Raw genomic sequence first — 18810 nt, forward strand, 5'->3', positions numbered from 1 at the left:
GATGACTGCTATTGCGATTCACCCCGAAGTGCTTCGGGATGTGGTGGCTGCTGCCTTGGGCGACAAGGCGCGCAGCGTGACCGTGGCCCTGGACGAGGTGACGGTCGAGGTGTCCGCTGCCGACTACCTGGAGGCCATGCAGGTGCTGCACAAGGCCCCCGACTGCCGTTTCGAGGTCCTGGTGGACCTGTGCGGCGTGGACTACTCCACCTATGCCGAGATCGGCCGCGAGGGCCCGCGCTTTGCCGTGGTCTCCCACCTGCTGTCGATCAGCCTGAACCAGCGCGTGCGCGTGCGGGTCTTCTGCACGGACGACGATTTTCCGGTCATTCCCTCGGTCTCGCCGATCTGGAACGGTGCCAACTGGTTCGAGCGCGAGGCGTTCGACCTGTTCGGCATCGTGTTCGACGGCCACGACGACCTGCGCCGCATCCTGACCGACTACGGCTTCATCGGCCATCCCTTCCGCAAGGACTTCCCGCTGTCGGGCCATGTGGAGATGCGCTATGACGCCGAGCAGCAGCGCGTGGTGTACCAGCCGGTCACCATCGAGCCTCGCGAGATCACGCCGCGGATCATCCGCGAAGACAACTACGGGGGCCTGCACTGAAGGCGCCCCGGGCGCCTTTTTGATGGACGACCATGGCTGAAATCAAGAACTATTCCCTGAACTTTGGTCCGCAGCACCCGGCAGCGCACGGTGTGTTGCGCCTGGTGCTGGAGCTCGACGGTGAGGTGGTGCAACGGGCAGATCCGCACATCGGTCTGCTGCACCGTGCGACGGAAAAGCTGGCCGAGAGCAAGACCTACATCCAGTCGCTGCCCTACATGGACCGGCTGGACTACGTGTCCATGATGTGCAACGAGCACGCCTACTGCCTGGCCATCGAGAAGCTGCTGGGCATCGAGGTGCCCATCCGAGCCAAGTACATCCGCGTGATGTATTCGGAAATCACCCGCATCATGAACCACCTGATGTGGCTGGGCTCCAGCGGCAACGACGCAGGCAGCTCGACCACGCTGATCTACACCTTCCGTGAGCGCGAAGACCTCATGGACATGTACGAGGCGGTGTCGGGCGCGCGCATGCATGCAGCCTATTTCCGTCCGGGTGGCGTCTACCGCGACCTGCCGGACACCATGCCGCAGTACAAGGCCAGCAAGGTGCGCAATGCGCGATCGCTGGAGCTGATGAACCGCAACCGCAAGGGTTCGCTGCTGGACTTCATCGACGATTTCACGCAGCGCTTCCCCAAGTGCGCGGACGAGTACGAGACCCTGCTGACCGACAACCGCATCTGGAAGCAGCGCAACGTGGACATCGGCGTGGTGACGGCCGAGCGTGCCATGAACCTGGGTCTGACCGGTCCCATGCTGCGTGCCTCCGGCGTGGCCTGGGACATGCGCAAGTCGCAGCCCTACGAGGTCTATGACCGCATGGACTTCGACGTGCCCGTGGGCAAGACCGGCGACTGCTACGACCGTTATCTGGTGCGCGTGGCCGAAATGCGCCAGTCCAACCGCATCATCAAGCAGTGCGTGGACTGGCTGCGCGCCAACCCGGGCCCGGTGATCGTGGACAACCACAAGATCGCGCCACCGCCGCGCGAAGGCATGAAGTCCAACATGGAAGAGCTGATCCACCACTTCAAGCTCTTCACCGAAGGTTTCCGCGTGCCCGAAGGCGAGGCATACGCGGCCGTCGAACATCCCAAGGGAGAGTTCGGCATCTACATCGTGAGCGACGGGGCCAACAAGCCCTACCGCCTGAAGATCCGTCCGCCGGGATTCGCCAATCTGTCCGCCATGGACGAGCTGTGCCGCGGCCACATGCTGGCCGATGCCGTGATGGTGCTGAGTACCCTGGACATCGTGTTTGGAGACGTTGACCGATGATTACCGAAGCGACCAAGGAGCGCTTTGCGCGCGAGGTGGCCAAGTACCCGGCCGACCAGAAGCAGTCGGCCGTGATGGCCTGCCTGTCCATCGTGCAGCAGGAACAGGGCTGGGTCAGCGCAGAGAGCGAGGCCGTGATCGCCGAGTTCCTGGGCATGCCCGAGATCGCGGTGCACGAAGTGACCACGTTCTACAACATGTACAACCAGCGGCCGGTGGGCAAGTTCAAGCTCAACGTCTGCACCAACCTGCCCTGCCAGTTGCGCGACGGCTACAAGGCGCTGCACCACCTGGAATCCCGCCTGGGCATCAAGATGGGCGAGACCACGCCCGACGGCATGTTCACGCTGCAGCAGTCCGAGTGCCTGGGCGCCTGTGCGGATTCGCCGGTGATGCTGGTGAACGACCGCTGCATGTGCAGCTTCATGAGCAACGAGAAGCTCGACGAACTGATCGACGGCCTGCGCGCCGCGGAGGGCAAGGCATGAACGCCGCCGCACAATCGGTCCTGGCCAGGTTTGCCTCCTCGGGCAAGGAAACCTGCTTCCACGACCGTCACATCAATCCCCAGATCTATGCCGACCTCAACGGCTCCAACTGGTCCATCAGGGACTACGAGGCGCGCGGCGGCTACCAGGCCCTGCGCAAGATCCTGGGCAAGGACGGCGGCGAAGGCCTGACCCAGGACCAGGTGATCGCCACCGTCAAGGAATCGGGCCTGCGCGGCCGTGGCGGCGCAGGCTTTCCCACGGGCCTGAAGTGGAGCTTCATGCCCCGCCAGTTCCCGGGCCAGAAGCATCTGGTGTGCAACTCGGACGAGGGCGAGCCGGGCACCTGCAAGGACCGCGAGATCCTAGTGCACAACCCGCACATCGTGATCGAGGGCATGATCATCGCGGCCTACGCGATGGGCATCTCCCTGGGCTACAACTACATCCACGGCGAGATCTTCGAGGCCTACGAGCGCTTCGAGGCCGCGCTGGAGGAGGCGCGTGCCGCCGGCTACCTGGGCGACAACATCCTGGGCAGCAGCTTCAGCTTCCAGCTGCATGCGCACCATGGCTTCGGCGCCTATATCTGCGGAGAGGAAACCGCGCTGCTGGAGTCGCTGGAGGGCAAGAAGGGGCAGCCACGCTTCAAGCCGCCATTCCCGGCCAGCTTCGGCCTGTACGGCAAGCCGACCACCATCAACAACACCGAGACCTTCGCGGCGGTGCCCTGGATCATCCGCAACGGCGGCCAGGCCTACCTGGAGTGCGGCAAGCCCAACAACGGCGGCACCAAGATCTTCTCGGTCAGCGGTGACGTGAACCTGCCCGGCAACTACGAAGTGCCGCTGGGCACGCCCTTCAGCAAGCTGCTGGAGCTGGCCGGTGGCGTGCGCACGGGCCGCAAGCTCAAGGCGGTGATCCCTGGTGGATCGTCCTCGCCCGTGCTGCCGGCCGACATCATCATGGAATGCACGATGGACTACGACTCCATCGCCAAGGCCGGATCCATGCTGGGCTCGGGTGCCGTGATCGTGATGGACGACTCGCGCGACATGGTCGAGAGCCTGCTGCGCCTGTCCTACTTCTATCAGCACGAGTCCTGCGGCCAGTGCACCCCCTGCCGCGAAGGCACGGGCTGGCTGTGGCGCGTGGTCAACCGCATCGAGCACGGCGAAGGCCGTCCTGAAGACATCGAGCTCTTGGACTCGGTGTCCGTGAACATCATGGGGCGCACGATCTGTGCGCTGGGCGACGCGGCAGCCATGCCGGTGCGCGCCATGATCAAGCACTTCCGCCACGAGTTTGAAGCGAAGATCCAGAACGCTTCCAAGCAGACGGTCCACGCCGCCTGATCGCGAGACAAGCATATGGTTGAAATTGAACTGGACGGAAAGAAGGTGGAGGTCGCCGAGGGCTGCATGGTCATGCATGCAGCCGAGAAGGCAGGCACCTACATCCCGCATTTCTGCTACCACAAGAAGCTTTCCATCGCCGCCAACTGCCGCATGTGCCTGGTGGACGTGGAAAAGGCCCCCAAGCCCATGCCCGCCTGCGCCACGCCCGTGACGCAGGGCATGATCGTGCGCACCAAGAGCGAGAAGGCGATCAAGGCCCAGCAATCGGTGATGGAGTTCCTGCTCATCAATCACCCGCTGGACTGCCCCATCTGCGACCAGGGTGGCGAGTGCCAGCTGCAGGATCTGGCCGTGGGCTATGGCGGCTCCTCCTCGCGCTACGAGGAGGAAAAGCGCGTGGTCTTCCACAAGGATGTGGGCCCGCTGATCTCCATGGAGGAGATGAGCCGCTGCATCCACTGCACCCGTTGCGTGCGTTTCGGCCAGGAAGTGGCCGGCGTGATGGAGCTGGGAATGATCAACCGCGGCGAGCACTCCGAGATCACCACGGTGGTGGGCGATACGGTGGACTCCGAGCTGTCGGGCAACATGATCGACATCTGCCCCGTGGGCGCTTTGACCAGCAAGCCGTTCCGCTACAGCGCCCGCACCTGGGAGCTGTCGCGCCGCAAGTCGGTGTCCCCGCATGACTCCACCGGTGCCAACCTCATCGTCCAGGTCAAGAACCACAAGGTCCTGCGCGTCGTGCCTTTCGAGAACGAAGAGGTCAACGAGTGCTGGATCGCCGACCGCGACCGCTTCTCCTACGAAGCCCTGAACAGCGACGATCGCCTGACCCGCCCCATGCTCAAGCAGGGCGGTGAATGGAAGGAAGTCGACTGGCAGACCGCTCTCGAATACGTGGCCAACGGCCTGCGCCAGATCAAGAACGACCATGGCGCCTCCGCCATCGGTTCGCTGGTCAGCCCGCACAGCACGCTCGAAGAGCTGTATCTTGCCGGCAAGCTGGTGCGTGGCCTGGGCAGCGAGAACATCGACTACCGCCTGCGCAATGCCGAGTTCACGGCCGCCCAGGGCGTGCAGTGGCTGGGCACGACCATCGCGTCGCTGTCCAAGCTGCAGACGGCCCTGGTGCTGGGCTCCAACCTGCGCAAGGATCACCCGCTGTTCGCGCAGCGCATCCGCCAGGCGGCCAAGCAAGGCTGTGCCGTGCTCGCCATCAATGAGCGCGTCTACGACTGGGCCATGCCCGTGACGGCTTCCGTCGTGGCTGCCGGCGACTGGGCCCAGGCCCTGGCTGACGTGGCCGCCGCCGTGGCCCAGGAAAAGGGCGTGGCTGCTCCCGTTGCCGCCGCCAACGTGCATGCCGAGGCCCAATCCATCGCCGCCGCGCTGCTGCGCGGCGAGCGCAAGGCCATCTTGCTGGGCAATGCCGCCGCGCACCACGCGCAGGCGTCGACCCTGCTGTCGCTGGCCCGCTGGATCGCCGAGCAGACCGGCGCCTCGGTCGGCTACCTGACCGAAGCCGCCAACACCGTCGGCGCTCAGTGGGTGGGTGCACGACCCGCCGCCTCCGGCCTGAACGCCGCGGAGATGCTGTCCGGCAACCTCAAGGCCGTGCTGCTGCTGAACAACGAACCCGTGTTCGACTCGGCCGCCGGCGCGCGTGCCGCCCAGGCACTGGACAAGGCCGAGATGGTCGTGACCCTGAGCCCCTTCAAGGCCAACATGGAATTCAGCGACGTGCTGCTGCCCATTGCCCCGTTCACGGAAACCTCGGGCAGCTTCGTCAATGCCGAAGGCCGCCTGCAAAGCTTCCATGCCGTGGTCAAGCCGCTGGCCGAGGCCCGCCCGGGCTGGAAGGTGCTGCGCGTGCTGGCCAACCTGCTGGGCGTGCAGGGCGTGGACTACGAGACCTCGCAGGACGTGCTGGCTGCCGCCACGGGCGGTGCCACCAGCGTTCCCGCCAGCCTGCTGGGCAACGGCGCCGCCGCCGTGACATCCATCGCCGATGGCGCAGGCCTGGCCGCGCCCGTGGTCGCCAGCATTTATCAGCTCGACAGCATCGTGCGCCGCGCGACATCGCTGCAACTGACGGCCGACGCCCGTCAGGCTCGTGAGGGAGGCGCCGCATGATTGACGCACTCAAGACGGCCGGTGCCGGCCTGATCGCCGCATCCTGGTGGACCGACGTGGCCTGGCCCGTCCTGTGGATCCTGCTGGGCATCGTCGCCATCGTCGCCCCACTGATGGGCGCCGTGGCCTACCTGACGCTGTGGGAGCGCAAGCTGCTGGGCTTCATGCAGGTGCGCATGGGCCCCAACCGCGTGGGCCCCTTCGGCCTGCTGCAGCCCCTGGCCGACGGCCTGAAGCTGCTGACCAAGGAACTGATCCAGCCCACGGCCGCGGCCAAGGGCCTGTTCTATGTGGGCCCCGTGATGGCCATCATGCCGGCCCTGGCGGCCTGGGTGGCGATTCCCTTCGGTCCCGAAGTGGCGCTGGCCAACGTCAATGCGGGCCTGCTGCTGATCATGGCCATCACCTCCATCGAGGTCTATGGCGTGATCATCGCGGGCTGGGCTTCCAACTCCAAGTACGCCTTCCTGGGCGCGCTGCGCGCCTCGGCGCAGATGGTCAGCTATGAAATCGCGCTGGGCTTCTGCTTCCTGGTCGTGATCATGGTCACGGGCAGCATGAATCTCACGCAGATCGTGCTGAGCCAGGGCCAGGGCCAGTTCGCCAGCATGGGTGCCAGCGTCCTTTCGTGGAACTGGCTGCCGCTGCTGCCGATCTTCGTGGTCTACCTGATCTCGGCCGTGGCCGAGACCAACCGCCACCCCTTCGACGTGGTCGAAGGCGAGGCCGAAATCGTGGCCGGCCACATGGTCGAGTACTCGGGCATGGGCTTCGCCATCTTCTTCCTGGCCGAGTACGCCAGCATGTGGCTGGTGTCCATCCTGGCCGTGATCATGTTCCTGGGCGGCTGGCTGCCACCGTTCGACTTCCTGTCGTTCATCCCCGGCTGGATCTGGCTGGCGGCGAAGACTTTCCTGGTCGTGTCCATGTTCATCTGGATCCGTGCCACCTTCCCGCGCTTTCGCTATGACCAGATCATGCGTCTGGGCTGGAAGATCTTCATTCCCGTCACCCTGGTGTGGCTGGTCATCGTGGGTGGCTGGATGCACTCGCCTTGGAACATCTGGAACTGAGCGGAGCAAGAATGTCTGCGGTTGCTGCTACCCCTTTTTCGTTCAAAGACTTTCTCAAGAGCTTCATGCTCTGGGAACTGGCCAAGGGCATGGCCCTGACCGGCCGCTACACCTTCCGCCGCAAGGTTACGGTGCAGTTCCCCGAGGAAAAGACACCTCTGTCGCCGCGCTTTCGCGGCCTGCACGCCCTGCGCCGTTACGACAACGGCGAAGAGCGCTGCATCGCCTGCAAGCTGTGCGAGGCCGTCTGCCCGGCCATGGCCATCACCATCGAATCCGATGTGCGTGACGACGGCTCGCGGCGCACCACGCGCTACGACATCGACCTGACCAAGTGCATCTTCTGCGGCTTCTGCGAGGAAAGCTGCCCGGTGGATTCCATCGTCGAGACGCAGATCTTCGAGTACCACGGAGAAAAGCGCGGCGACCTGTACTTCACCAAGGACATGCTGCTGGCCGTCGGCGATCGCTACGAACCCGAGATTGCCGCGGCCAAGGCCGCGGACGCCAAGTACCGCTGAAGCGGCTCCTTGATCACTTGAAAAGATTCGATCCATGGACGCCAAAACTGGTTTCTTCTATCTGTTCTCGGTCGTGCTGCTGTTTGCGGCCTTCCGGGTCGTCACGGCGCGCAACCCCGTGCATGCCGTGCTCAACCTGATCCTGGCCTTCTCGCAGGCCGCCGGCATCTGGCTGCTTCTCAAGGCCGAGTTCCTGGGCGTGACCCTGGTGCTGGTCTATCTGGGCGCCGTGATGGTGCTGTTCCTGTTCGTGGTGATGATGCTGGACATCCGCATCGACGCCGTGCGCCAGGGCTTCTGGAAGCATTTCCCCTTCGCCGCCCTGATCGGTGCGCTGATCGCCTTTGAAATGGGCATGGTGCTGATGGGCGGCTTCAGCGGCGTCGAGGAGCCCAAGGCCGTCGCGGCCACCATGGTCAACGCCGCAGGCCAGACCGTGCAGTACTCCAACACCCAGGCCCTGGGCAAGCTGCTGTACACCGAATACCTGTACCCCGTCGAGATCGCTGCCGTGATCCTGCTGGTGGCCATGATCGCCGCCATTGCGCTGACGCTGCGCAAGCGCAAGGACAGCAAGGCCGTGAACCCGGCCCAGCAGATCCGCGTGCGCGCCCAGGATCGCCTCGAGCTGGTCAAGGTGCCGGTCACCCAGGCACCGCAACCGCCGGCCGCCCAGGCAACCCCCGCCGTGGAGACAAAAGCATGACGCTGACTTTGGGCCATTACTTGACGCTGGGCGCCATGCTGTTCGCGCTCTCCGTCGTTGGCATTTTTCTGAACCGCAAGAACCTGATCGTGCTGCTGATGGCCATCGAGCTGATGCTCCTGGCCGTCAACATGAACTTCGTGGCGTTCTCCAGCTATCTGGGTGACATGCACGGCCAGGTGTTCGTGTTCTTCATCCTGACAGTGGCGGCTGCCGAGTCGGCCATCGGTCTGGCCATCCTGGTGCTTCTGTTCCGCAACAAGACCAGCATCAATGCGGAAGATCTCAACTCCCTCAAGGGTTGAGTCCGCCGTCACTTGCAAGGTTCTTAAGAATGAGTCAAACCCTTTCTGCATCCATGCTCCTGGCGGTGCCGCTGGCACCGCTGGCGGGCTCCGCGCTCGCGGGTATCTGGGGCACGGCCTTCGGCGGCAACAAGATCGGTCGCGGCGGCAGCCATTCCCTCACCATTTTGGGCGTGCTGATCGCCTTCATCCTGTCGGCCATCACCTTCAACAGCGTGATCTTCGACGGCGCGCGTTTCGACGAGTCCATCTACACCTGGATGGTGGTCGGTGGCCTGAAGATGGAAGTCGGCTTCCTGATCGACAGCATCACGGCCATGATGATGTGCGTGGTGACCTTCGTGTCGCTGATGGTGCACGTCTACACGATCGGCTACATGCAGGAGGATGACGGCTACAACCGTTTCTTCTCCTACATCTCGCTGTTCACCTTCTCCATGTTGATGCTCGTGATGAGCAACAACCTGCTGCAGCTGTTCTTCGGCTGGGAAGCCGTGGGCCTGGTGTCCTACCTGCTGATCGGCTTCTACTACAACAAGCCCTCGGCCATCTTCGCCAACATGAAGGCCTTCCTGGTCAACCGCGTGGGCGACTTCGGCTTCATCCTGGGCATCGGCCTGATCGCCGCCTTCACCGGCACCATGAACTACGGCGAGATCTTCGCCAAGCTGCCCGAGATCCAGAACACCCTGCTGCCCGGCACGGGCTGGCTGCTGGTGACCGTGATCGGCATCTGCCTGTTCATCGGCGCCATGGGCAAGTCGGCCCAGTTCCCGCTGCACGCCTGGCTGCCCGATTCGATGGAAGGCCCGACCCCCATCTCGGCACTGATCCACGCCGCCACCATGGTGACGGCCGGCATCTTCATGGTCTCGCGCATGTCTCCGCTGTACGAGCTGTCGGATACGGCCCTGAGCTTCATCCTGATCATCGGCTCCATCACGGCGCTGTTCATGGGCGTGCTGGGCATCATCCAGAACGACATCAAGCGCGTGATCGCGTACTCCACGCTGTCGCAGCTGGGCTACATGACCGTGGCCCTGGGCGCATCGGCCTATTCGGTGGCCGTGTTCCACCTGATGACCCACGCCTTCTTCAAGGCCCTGCTGTTCCTTGGCGCCGGCTCGGTGATCATGGGCATGCACCACAACCAGGATATCCGCTGGATGGGCGGCGTGCGCAAGTACATGCCCATCACCTGGATTACCTTCCTGCTGGGCAACCTGGCGCTGATCGGCACGCCGTTCTTCTCGGGCTTCTACTCCAAGGACGCCATCATCGAGGCCGTGCACGCCACGAACCTGCCGGGCGCGGGCTTCGCGAACTTCGCGGTGCTGGCCGGCGTGTTCATCACCGCCTTCTACTCCTTCCGCCTGTACTTCATCGTGTTCCACGGCAAGGAGCGCTACGACCAGAACCCGGACGCGCACCACGACGACCACCACGGTCGCGACGACCACCACGGCCATGGCCACGACGCCAAGCCGCACGAGTCGCCCCTGGTGGTGACCGGCCCGCTGATGCTGCTGGCCATCCCCTCGGTGGTGATCGGTGCCATCGCGCTGATGCCCATGTTGTTCGGTGACTTCTTCAAGGGCGTGATCCACGTCGATGGCAGCAAGCACGGTGCCATGGCCGAACTGGCCGAGAAGATCCACGGCTGGGTGCCCATGGCGCTGCACGGCTTCACGGCCGCGCCGTTCTGGCTGGCCCTGGCCGGCGTGGTCGTCTCCTACCTGTTCTACATGGTCAAGCCCGAAGTGCCGGCCGCCATCAAGGCCGCCATGCAGAAGATCGGTGTCTACCAGGCGCTGGAAGGCAAGTACGGCGTGGACTGGGTCTACGAGAACATCTTCGCCCGCGGCGCGCGCGCCTTCGGCAGCTTCTTCTGGAAGGTCGGCGACCAGGCCATCATCGATGGTGCCATCGTCAACGGTTCCTGGAAGCTCATGGGCCGCATCGGCGCGCTGGTGCGCAAGCTGCAATCGGGCTATCTCTATCACTACGCGTTGGTCATGCTGCTGGGCGTGTTCGCTCTCATGACGTATTTCGTGTGGCTCAACAAGTAGTAGAGGAAGAACAAAAATGCATTGGTTGAGTCTTTCAATCTGGGTGCCGATCGCCTTCGGCGCCCTCCTGCTGGCCCTGGGCCGCGAGGAGCAGGTCAAGGCCGTGCGCTGGCTGGCCCTGGTCGGCGCGCTTGCCGGCCTGGCGGTCACGCTGCCGCTGATACAGCAGTTCGACAACGGCACGGCTGCCATGCAGTTCGTGGAGAACGCACTGTGGATCGAGCGCTTCAACATCCATTACCACCTGGGTGTGGACGGCATCTCGTTCTGGTTCGTGCCGCTGACGGCCTTCATCACCGTCATCGTGGTCATCGCGTCGTGGGAGAACATCACCGAGCGCGTGAACCAGTACATGGGCGCCTTCCTGATCCTGTCCGGCCTGATGGTCGGCGTGTTCAGCGCGCTGGACGGCCTGCTGTTCTACGTGTTCTTCGAAGCCACGCTGATCCCGATGTACCTGATCATCGGCATCTGGGGCGGCCCCAACCGCATCTATGCGGCCTTCAAGTTCTTCCTGTACACGCTGATGGGCTCGCTGCTGACCCTGGTCGCGGTGATCTACCTGTACACCCAGTCGGGTGGCAGCTTCGAGATCCTGGACTGGCACAAGCTGCCGCTGTCCATGACGGCGCAGACGCTGATCTTCTTCGCCTTCTTCGCGGCGTTTGCCGTGAAGGTGCCGATGTGGCCGGTGCACACCTGGCTGCCCGACGTGCACGTGGAAGCGCCCACCGGCGGCTCCGCCGTGCTGGCCGCCATCATGCTGAAGCTCGGCGCCTACGGTTTCCTGCGCTTTTCCATGCCCATCGCTCCGGATGCGGCGCACAAGTGGGCCTGGCTGATCATCGCGCTGTCGCTGGTCGCCGTGATCTACGTGGGCGTGGTCGCCCTGGTGCAAAAGGACATGAAGAAGCTGGTGGCCTATTCGTCGGTGGCCCACATGGGCTTCGTGACCCTCGGCTTCTTCCTCTTCAACCCGCTGGGCGTGTCCGGCGGCATCGTGCAGATGATTGCCCACGGCTTCGTGTCGGGCGCCATGTTCCTGTGCATCGGCGTGCTCTACGACCGCGTGCATTCGCGTGAGATCGCCTCCTATGGCGGCGTCGTCAACACCATGCCCAAGTTCGCGGCCTTCGCGCTGCTGTTCGCCATGGCCAACTGCGGCCTGCCCGCGACAGCCGGCTTCGTCGGCGAGTGGATGGTGATCCTGGGCGCCGTGCAGTACAACTTCTGGATCGGCCTGGGCGCAGCCACGGCGCTGATCTTCGGCGCGGCATACACGCTGTGGATGTACAAGCGCGTCTACCTGGGACCGGTCACCAACGACAATGTGCGCGGCCTGACCGACATCGGCAACCGCGAGTTCCTGGTGCTGGGCCTGCTGGCGATCGCCGTGCTGTACATGGGCCTGTATCCCAAGCCCTTCACCGACGTGATGGATGTGTCCGTGGCCGAGCTGCTGAAGCATGTCGCGATCAGCAAGCTGCAGTGACCAGACTGAAACGAGAGATTCGAGATGATTGACAACATCAGCTGGCTGGCCATCTATCCGGAGATTCTTCTCCTGGTCATGGCCTGCGTGATCGCCCTGGTGGACCTGGGCGTCAAGAGTGCGCGGCGCACGGGCACCTATGTCCTGACGCTGCTGACCCTGGGCGTGGTCGCCGTGCTGCAAGGCATGTACGCCTCCAGCGGCAACACATTCTACGGCTGGGGCAACATGGTCGTCTCCGACGCCATGGGCAACTGGCTCAAGTGCTTCGCCTCGGTGGCCACCATGATCACCCTGGTCTATGGCCGCCCCTACGCCGCCGAGCGCGACATGCTGCGTGGCGGCGAGATGTTCACGCTGTCCATGCTGGCTCTGCTGGGCATGTTCATCATGATCTCGGGCAACAACTTCCTGGTCATCTACCTGGGGCTGGAGCTGCTGACCCTGTCCAGCTACGCGCTGGTGGCACTGCGCCGCGACCACACGGCCTCAGTGGAAGCCGCCATGAAGTACTTCGTGCTGGGCGCCATGGCCAGCGGCTTCCTGCTGTATGGCATGTCCATGCTCTACGGAGCGACCGGCTCGCTGGACATCGGCCAGGTCTTCAAGGCCATCAACTCGGGCGAGATCAAGCACCAGGTGCTGGTGTTCGGTCTGGTCTTCGTGGTCGCCGGCCTGGCCTTCAAGCTCGGTGTCGTGCCCTTCCACATGTGGGTCCCCGACGTCTACCAGGGCGCTCCCACCGCCATTACCACCATGATCGGCGGCGCCCCCAAGCTGGCGGCCTTCGCCATCGTGATCCGCCTGCTGGTGGACGGCCTGCTGCCGCTGGCCATCGACTGGCAGCAGATGCTGGGCGTGCTGGCCATCGCCTCGCTGCTGGTGGGCAACTTCGCCGGCCTGCAGCAGACCAACCTCAAGCGCATGCTGGCCTACTCGACGATTTCCCAGATGGGCTTCGTGCTGCTGGGCCTGATGTCGGGCGTGGTCGATGGCAAGGTCGATCCGGCCACCATCGAGAACGCCTACAGCTCGGCCATGTTCTACGTGGTCACCTATGTGCTGACCGCACTGGCCGCCTTCGGCGTGATCCAGCTGCTGGCCCGTGAAGGTTTCGAGAGCGAGGAAATCTCCGACTTCGCAGGCCTGAACCAGCGCAGCCCGCTGTATGCCGGCGTGATGGCGATCTGCCTGTTCTCCATGGCCGGCATTCCTCCCCTGGTCGGCTTCTACGCCAAGCTGTCCGTGCTGCAGGCGCTGGTGGCTTCGGGTCACAGCCTGTATATCGCCCTGGCCGTGTTCGCCGTGATCATGTCGCTGATCGGCGCCTTCTACTACCTGCGCGTCGTCAAGGTCATGTACTTCGACGAACCCATCACCGCCACCAGCGTCTCTGCCTCGCTGGACGTGCGCGTGGTGCTGACCCTCAACGGCGCCCTGGTGCTGGGCCTGGGCATCCTGCCGGGCGGCCTGATGGCCCTGTGCGCCGACGCCGTCGTGCGCGCCCTGGCCTCCTGATCCACCTTCCCGAAGCGGGGCCTCCCGGCGAGGTCCCGCGATGAGGACTTCGGCTTGTCGCAAACCGCTTCGATCTGGCTCGTGATATTGGCTGCCCTCGTGGCAGCCAATTTGCCTTTCTTCAATCCCCGCTGGCTGCAGCTGGGGCCGTTGCGCGCGCAGCGCAAGCCGCTGGCCCTGTGCCTGCTGGAGATGCTGCTGCTGTACTTCATCGTCGGCGGCCTGGCCCTGATGCTGGAGCGCCGCGTGGGACAGATCGCGCCCCAGGGCTGGGAGTTCTATGCCATCACGGGAGCACTGTTCCTGACACTGGCGTTCCCGGGTTTCGTGTATCGTTTTCTGGTCCACCGCCGCGGCTGAGGCTGCGGTACCGGTGGTTTCATGGGTGAGGGTGCGTGATGAAAGTGCTCGACCTCCATTGCCCGCAAGGCCATCTCTTCGAAGGCTGGTTCGCCTCGGAAGAGGATTTCCAGGGCCAGTTGCAGCGCCAGCTGGTGCTGTGCCCCGTCTGCGGCCACAGCGACATCACCAAGCGCCTGAGTGCGCCCCGCCTCAACCTGGGGGCCCGGCCGGTCCCAGCCGCCCCGTCAGCGGCGGCTCCTTCCACCGACGCCGGGACCCTCCCTGCACGCGCCCTCGAACCCCAGGCACGCGAGCATCTGCAAGCCATGCAGGCCGCATGGCTGCAGTGGTCCCGGCAGGTGGCGCGGCAGACCGAGGATGTCGGCGAGCGCTTCGTGGAGGAGGCCCGCCGCATGCACTATGGCGAGACCGACGAGCGCGCCATCCGTGGCAAGGCCAGTCCCGAGCAGGCCATGGAGCTGCTGGACGAAGGCATTGCCGTGCTGCCCCTGGCCCTGCCGGAAGGCAGCAAGGACACGCTGCAGTGAGTCGGCCAGGCGCTTGCTATCTTGCCGATGACAATTGGCACCATCGTCGTCTATCCATGAGGCCCCATTCAGGGCCTTTCTTCTTTGCTCTTGATTGAATAGCAAATTGCTTCACTTTGTCGCCATTCTTTTGAAAGAGCGACAAACCTAAGCATATTTGCGGCTTTTCGCATAGTGGCCGAGCAGGGCGCAGGGAGATTGCCGCATCCGGTGTTTCCCGTAAGGCAGCGGACATCGCCAAGGTCCTCAAGCGCTGGAAAGCGGTAGTTTGCTATCGATTTGGAAGCGCTGGATCCCGCAATCTGTTCGGTGGCAGGCCAGCACTCTGGAGAACCCTAGTGCTTGCACGAATACGCATGCCCGTACAGCCCCTGCCTGGCTTGAGTTGCTCGAGTGTGAGTATTTGCTGTCTGTTTTTGCTTTGACCAGCCTGCGCGGCCCATGTTGCACTGCGGGGCAGGGCCTGTGCTTAGGAGCACCTACGTAGGCGTTTTCCCGCTGCGGTGCACAAAGCGGCCAAGCCTACGATGCGACCGACCCTGAACAATGCGCGCCGGAACCCCTGGCGCGGCGTTGTCGGCTGGCAGCATCAACGGAGCAGGCGAAGCGCACATGAGCGACGTTATTCTCGAAACCCGGAACCTGACCAAAGAGTTCAAGGGATTTACGGCGGTGAGCAAGGTGGACCTGTCGGTGCGCCGTGGCTCCATCCACGCCTTGATCGGCCCCAATGGCGCAGGCAAGACCACCTGCTTCAACCTGCTGACCAAGTTCCTGGAGCCCACCTCGGGCACCATCCGCTTCAATGGCGAGGACATCACCCGGGAAGCTCCGGCGCAGATCGCGCGCCGCGGCGTGATCCGCTCCTTCCAGATCTCGGCCGTGTTCCCGCATTGCACCTTGCTGGAGAACGTGCGCATCGGGCTGCAGCGCAAGCTGGGCACCGAGTTCCATTTCTGGCGCAGCGAGAAGAGCCTGGCGCAGCTTGACGCTCGCGCCATGGAGCTGCTGGCCGAGGTCGGCCTGCAGGATCTGGCCGACGAGGTCACCGTGAACCTGCCCTATGGCCGCAAGCGCGCGCTGGAGATTGCCACCACGCTGGCCATGGAGCCCGAGCTGATGCTGCTGGACGAGCCCACCCAGGGAATGGGCCACGAGGACGTGGACCGCGTGACCCAGCTGATCAAGAAGGTCTCGGCCGGCCGAACGATTCTCATGGTGGAGCACAACATGAAGGTGATCTCCACCATCGCCGACCGCATCACGGTGCTGCAGCGCGGCGCCGTGCTGGCCGAGGGGCCTTACGAGGAGGTTTCGCGCAACCCGCAAGTGATGGAAGCGTATATGGGCACCACCGACGGCCAGTTGCAGGGAGCACATTGAGATGACTGCACCGGCATTGGAAATCAAGGGCCTGCAGGCCTGGTACGGCGAATCCCATGTGCTGCACGGCATGGACCTGGTGGTGCAGCCTGGCGAGGTGGTCACGTTGCTGGGCCGCAATGGCGCGGGCCGCACGTCCACGCTGCGCGCCATCATGGGGCTGACGGGCGCGCGCAAGGGCTCGATCAGGATCAATGGCGTGGAGGCCATCCACCTGCCCACGCACCGCATCGCCCACCTGGGCGTGGGCTACTGCCCCGAGGAGCGCGGCATCTTCTCCAGCCTGTCGTGCGAGGAGAACCTGATGCTGCCGCCGCCGCTCAAGACCGGCCAGCCCGGCATGAGCGTGGAGGAGATCTATGCCATGTTCCCCAACCTGGCCGAGCGGCGCCACAGCCAGGGCACGCGCCTGTCGGGTGGCGAGCAGCAGATGCTGGCGGTGGCGCGCATCCTGCGCACGGGCGCACGGCTGCTGCTGCTCGACGAGATATCCGAGGGCCTGGCCCCCGTCATCGTGCAGGCGCTGGCCCGCATGATCACCACGCTGCGCGCCAAGGGCTATACCGTGGTCATGGTCGAGCAGAACTTCCACTTCGCCGCGCCGCTGGCCGATCGCTTCTACGTGGTGGAGCACGGGCATGTGGTCGAGCGTTTCGGCGCGGCCGAACTGCAGGCCAAGATGCCCGTGCTCAACGAGCTTCTGGGCGTCTGATCCTCCTTGCATGTCCACGCAGCTGGCGCCTGGGGCTCGCCGGCCGCATTCCTGCCATGGCCCTGTGACAAAAACCGAAGACAGCAACCCGAAGGAGAGACAAATGAAAGCAAAACTGACCGCCTTGTCGTGCATGCTGGCCGCTGCCGGACTGGCCAGCCCGCTTGCCATGGCCCAGGAGAAGGTGAAGATCGGCTTCGTGACCGACATGTCCAGCCTGTATGCCGACGTGGAGGGCAAGAACGCCGTCATCGCCATGCAGATGGCCATCGATGACTTCGGCGGCAAGGTGCTGGGCCAGCCCATCGAGCTGCTGAGCGCCGACCACCAGAACAAGGCCGACATCGCCGCCTCCAAGGTGCGCGAGTGGGTCGACACCCAGGGCATCTCGCTGGTGTTCAGCGGCACGAACTCGGGCACGGCCCTGGCGGTATCGCAAGTGGCCAACGAGAAAAAGCGCGTGCACTTCAACAGCGGCGCGGGATCGTCCGCGCTGACCAACGAGCAGTGCAATGCCTATACCGTGCACTATGCCTATGACACCGTGGCCCTGGCCAAGGGCACGGGCACGGCCGTCGTCGAGCGTGGCGGCAAGGACTGGTTCTTCCTGACGGCCGACTATGCCTTCGGCCAGGCGCTGGAGAATGACACCACGGCGGTGATCAAGGCCAAGGGCGGCAAGGTGGTGGGCAGCGTCAAGCACCCGCTCAATGCATCCGATTTCTCCTCCTTCCTGCTGCAGGCGCAGTCCTCCAAGGCCCAGATCCTGGGGCTGGCCAATGCGGGCGGCGACACCATCAACGCCATCAAGGCCGCCAAGGAATTCGGCATCAACAAGAGCATGAAGACCGTGGGCCTGCTGGTGTTCCTGACGGACATCCACAGCCTGGGCCTGAAGAACACGGAAGGCATGCAGTACACGGACAGCTGGTACTGGGACATGAACGATGCCACGCGCAAGTTCGCCGAGCGCTTCTTCGCCAAGACCAAGCGCATGCCCACGTCCATCCATGCCGCGGACTACTCGGCCGTGACCAACTACCTCAAGGCCGTGCAGGCCGTGAAGACCACGGACGCCGACAAGGTCATGGCCCACCTCAAGAGCACGCCCATCGACGACTTCTACGGCAAGGGCGTGATCCGCCCCGATGGCACCTTCGCCCACGACATGTACCTGGTCGAGGTCAAGAAGCCGGCCGAGTCCAAGAAGCCCTGGGACTATCTGAAGGTCGTGGCCACGCTGCCCGCCGACCAGGTCTGGACCACCAAGGCCGAGACCAAGTGCGCGCTGTGGAAGTAAGGCCGCACCGCAACTGAACCCCAACCGCCCTCCGGCCAACCACGACCGCTGCATCCCATGGAAATCTTCGGTGTTTCCCTGCCAGGCCTGATGAGCCAGCTCCTCCTGGGGCTGGTCAATGGCTCGTTCTACGCCATCCTCAGCCTGGGGCTGGCGGTGATCTTCGGCCTGCTCAACGTGATCAACTTCGCCCACGGCGCGTTGTTCATGCTGGGCGCCATGGTCACCTGGATGGCCATGAGCTACTTCAACATCAACTACTGGGTGATGCTGGTGCTGTCGCCGCTGCTGGTGGGGCTGCTGGGCGTGCTGATCGAGCGCTTCCTGTTGCGCTGGATCTACAAGCTCGACCACCTCTACGGCCTGCTGCTGACCCTGGGCCTGTCGCTGCTGATCGAGGGCTTGTTCCGTTCGGTCTATGGCGTCTCGGGCCTGGGCTACGACACGCCCGAGCTGCTGGAGGGGGCGACCAACCTGGGCTTCATGATCATGCCCAACTACCGCGCCTGGGTGGTGGTGGCATCGGTGGTCGTCTGCGTGGCCACCTGGTTCATGATCGAGAAGACGCGCATCGGCGCCTACCTGCGGGCGGGCACCGAGAACCCGCGCCTGGTCGAGGCCTTCGGCGTGAACGTGCCCGTGATGATCACGTTGACCTATGCCTTCGGCGCGGCCCTGGCGGCCTTCGCCGGCGTGCTGGCGGCACCCGTCTACCAGGTCACGCCGCTGATGGGGCAGAACCTCATCATCGTGGTCTTCGCCGTGGTGGTGATCGGCGGCATGGGCTCCATCATGGGCTCCATCCTCACCGGCCTGGGCCTGGGCGTGATCGAGGGCCTGACCAAGGTCTTCTGGCCCGAGGCATCGTCCACCGTGGTGTTCTTCATCATGGTCATCGTTTTGCTCATCCGCCCCGCCGGCCTGTTCGGCAAAGAGAAATAACAAGAACGAGGACAAGGGGCA

At 64.1% G+C, this 18810-nt stretch carries 18 protein-coding genes; all 18 read left to right on the forward strand.

Annotated features, from left to right (window positions below):
- Position 1: 1 nt before the first annotated feature.
- The 18 genes from L1Z78_RS07345 (at position 2) to L1Z78_RS07430 (ending at position 18789) form a co-directional block, all read left to right on the forward strand.
- Positions 2-610, forward strand: a complete 609-nt coding sequence (locus tag L1Z78_RS07345) for an NADH-quinone oxidoreductase subunit C (RefSeq protein WP_234642114.1) — start codon at positions 2-4, stop codon at positions 608-610.
- A gap of 32 nt (positions 611-642) precedes the next feature.
- Positions 643-1896: an NADH-quinone oxidoreductase subunit D gene (locus L1Z78_RS07350; protein ID WP_234640878.1), complete on the forward strand. Its 1254-nt coding sequence runs from the start codon at positions 643-645 to the stop codon at positions 1894-1896.
- Positions 1893-2384, forward strand: a complete 492-nt coding sequence (nuoE, locus tag L1Z78_RS07355) for an NADH-quinone oxidoreductase subunit NuoE (RefSeq protein WP_234640879.1) — start codon at positions 1893-1895, stop codon at positions 2382-2384. Before L1Z78_RS07350 ends, nuoE begins: the two co-directional genes overlap by 4 nt.
- On the forward strand, positions 2381-3739 hold the full coding sequence (gene nuoF, locus L1Z78_RS07360) for an NADH-quinone oxidoreductase subunit NuoF (protein ID WP_234640880.1): 1359 nt from the start codon (positions 2381-2383) through the stop codon (positions 3737-3739). Before nuoE ends, nuoF begins: the two co-directional genes overlap by 4 nt.
- A gap of 15 nt (positions 3740-3754) precedes the next feature.
- On the forward strand, positions 3755-5878 hold the full coding sequence (gene nuoG / locus L1Z78_RS07365) for an NADH-quinone oxidoreductase subunit NuoG (RefSeq protein ID WP_234640881.1): 2124 nt from the start codon (positions 3755-3757) through the stop codon (positions 5876-5878).
- A complete protein-coding gene (gene nuoH / locus L1Z78_RS07370; RefSeq protein ID WP_034363791.1) occupies positions 5875-6951 on the forward strand; it encodes an NADH-quinone oxidoreductase subunit NuoH in 1077 nt (358 codons plus the stop codon). The genes nuoG and nuoH overlap by 4 nt, the downstream gene beginning before the upstream one ends.
- 11 nt (positions 6952-6962) lie before the next feature.
- Positions 6963-7472 carry an NADH-quinone oxidoreductase subunit NuoI gene (nuoI, locus tag L1Z78_RS07375; protein WP_234640882.1) on the forward strand — a complete coding sequence of 170 codons (510 nt, stop codon included), beginning with the start codon at positions 6963-6965 and terminating at the stop codon, positions 7470-7472.
- A 34-nt stretch (positions 7473-7506) separates the two neighbouring features.
- A complete protein-coding gene (locus tag L1Z78_RS07380) occupies positions 7507-8178 on the forward strand; it encodes an NADH-quinone oxidoreductase subunit J (protein ID WP_234640883.1) in 672 nt (223 codons plus the stop codon).
- Entirely contained in the window at positions 8175-8483 is a 309-nt protein-coding gene (gene nuoK / locus L1Z78_RS07385; RefSeq protein ID WP_016447704.1) for an NADH-quinone oxidoreductase subunit NuoK, read from the forward strand. Before L1Z78_RS07380 ends, nuoK begins: the two co-directional genes overlap by 4 nt.
- Before the next feature lie 29 nt (positions 8484-8512).
- Positions 8513-10552, forward strand: a complete 2040-nt coding sequence (gene nuoL / locus L1Z78_RS07390; RefSeq protein ID WP_234640884.1) for an NADH-quinone oxidoreductase subunit L — start codon at positions 8513-8515, stop codon at positions 10550-10552.
- Between the two features lie 16 nt (positions 10553-10568).
- A complete protein-coding gene (locus tag L1Z78_RS07395; protein ID WP_234640885.1) occupies positions 10569-12044 on the forward strand; it encodes an NADH-quinone oxidoreductase subunit M in 1476 nt (491 codons plus the stop codon).
- A 24-nt stretch (positions 12045-12068) separates the two neighbouring features.
- The gene (nuoN, locus tag L1Z78_RS07400; protein WP_234640886.1) at positions 12069-13562 is read left to right on the forward strand and encodes an NADH-quinone oxidoreductase subunit NuoN; all 1494 of its coding nucleotides are present in this window, start codon (positions 12069-12071) and stop codon (positions 13560-13562) included.
- Between the two features lie 54 nt (positions 13563-13616).
- Positions 13617-13922, forward strand: a complete 306-nt coding sequence (locus L1Z78_RS07405; RefSeq protein WP_234640887.1) for a DUF2818 family protein — start codon at positions 13617-13619, stop codon at positions 13920-13922.
- Positions 13923-13960: 38 nt separating this feature from the next.
- Positions 13961-14452, forward strand: coding sequence for a DUF1178 family protein (locus L1Z78_RS07410; protein WP_234640888.1), 492 nt, complete (start codon positions 13961-13963; stop codon positions 14450-14452).
- Between the two features lie 612 nt (positions 14453-15064).
- The gene (locus L1Z78_RS07415) at positions 15065-15835 is read left to right on the forward strand and encodes an ABC transporter ATP-binding protein (RefSeq protein WP_234640889.1); all 771 of its coding nucleotides are present in this window, start codon (positions 15065-15067) and stop codon (positions 15833-15835) included.
- A 1-nt stretch (position 15836) separates the two neighbouring features.
- Complete coding sequence (locus L1Z78_RS07420; protein WP_234640890.1) at positions 15837-16547, forward strand: ABC transporter ATP-binding protein; 711 nt, start codon at positions 15837-15839, stop codon at positions 16545-16547.
- A gap of 103 nt (positions 16548-16650) precedes the next feature.
- The gene (locus L1Z78_RS07425; RefSeq protein WP_234640891.1) at positions 16651-17847 is read left to right on the forward strand and encodes an ABC transporter substrate-binding protein; all 1197 of its coding nucleotides are present in this window, start codon (positions 16651-16653) and stop codon (positions 17845-17847) included.
- Between the two features lie 57 nt (positions 17848-17904).
- The gene (locus L1Z78_RS07430) at positions 17905-18789 is read left to right on the forward strand and encodes a branched-chain amino acid ABC transporter permease (protein ID WP_234640892.1); all 885 of its coding nucleotides are present in this window, start codon (positions 17905-17907) and stop codon (positions 18787-18789) included.
- The last annotated feature ends 21 nt before the right edge of the window (positions 18790-18810 follow it).

The organism is Delftia tsuruhatensis (assembly GCF_903815225.1).
GTDB lineage: Bacteria > Pseudomonadota > Gammaproteobacteria > Burkholderiales > Burkholderiaceae_C > Comamonas > Comamonas tsuruhatensis_A.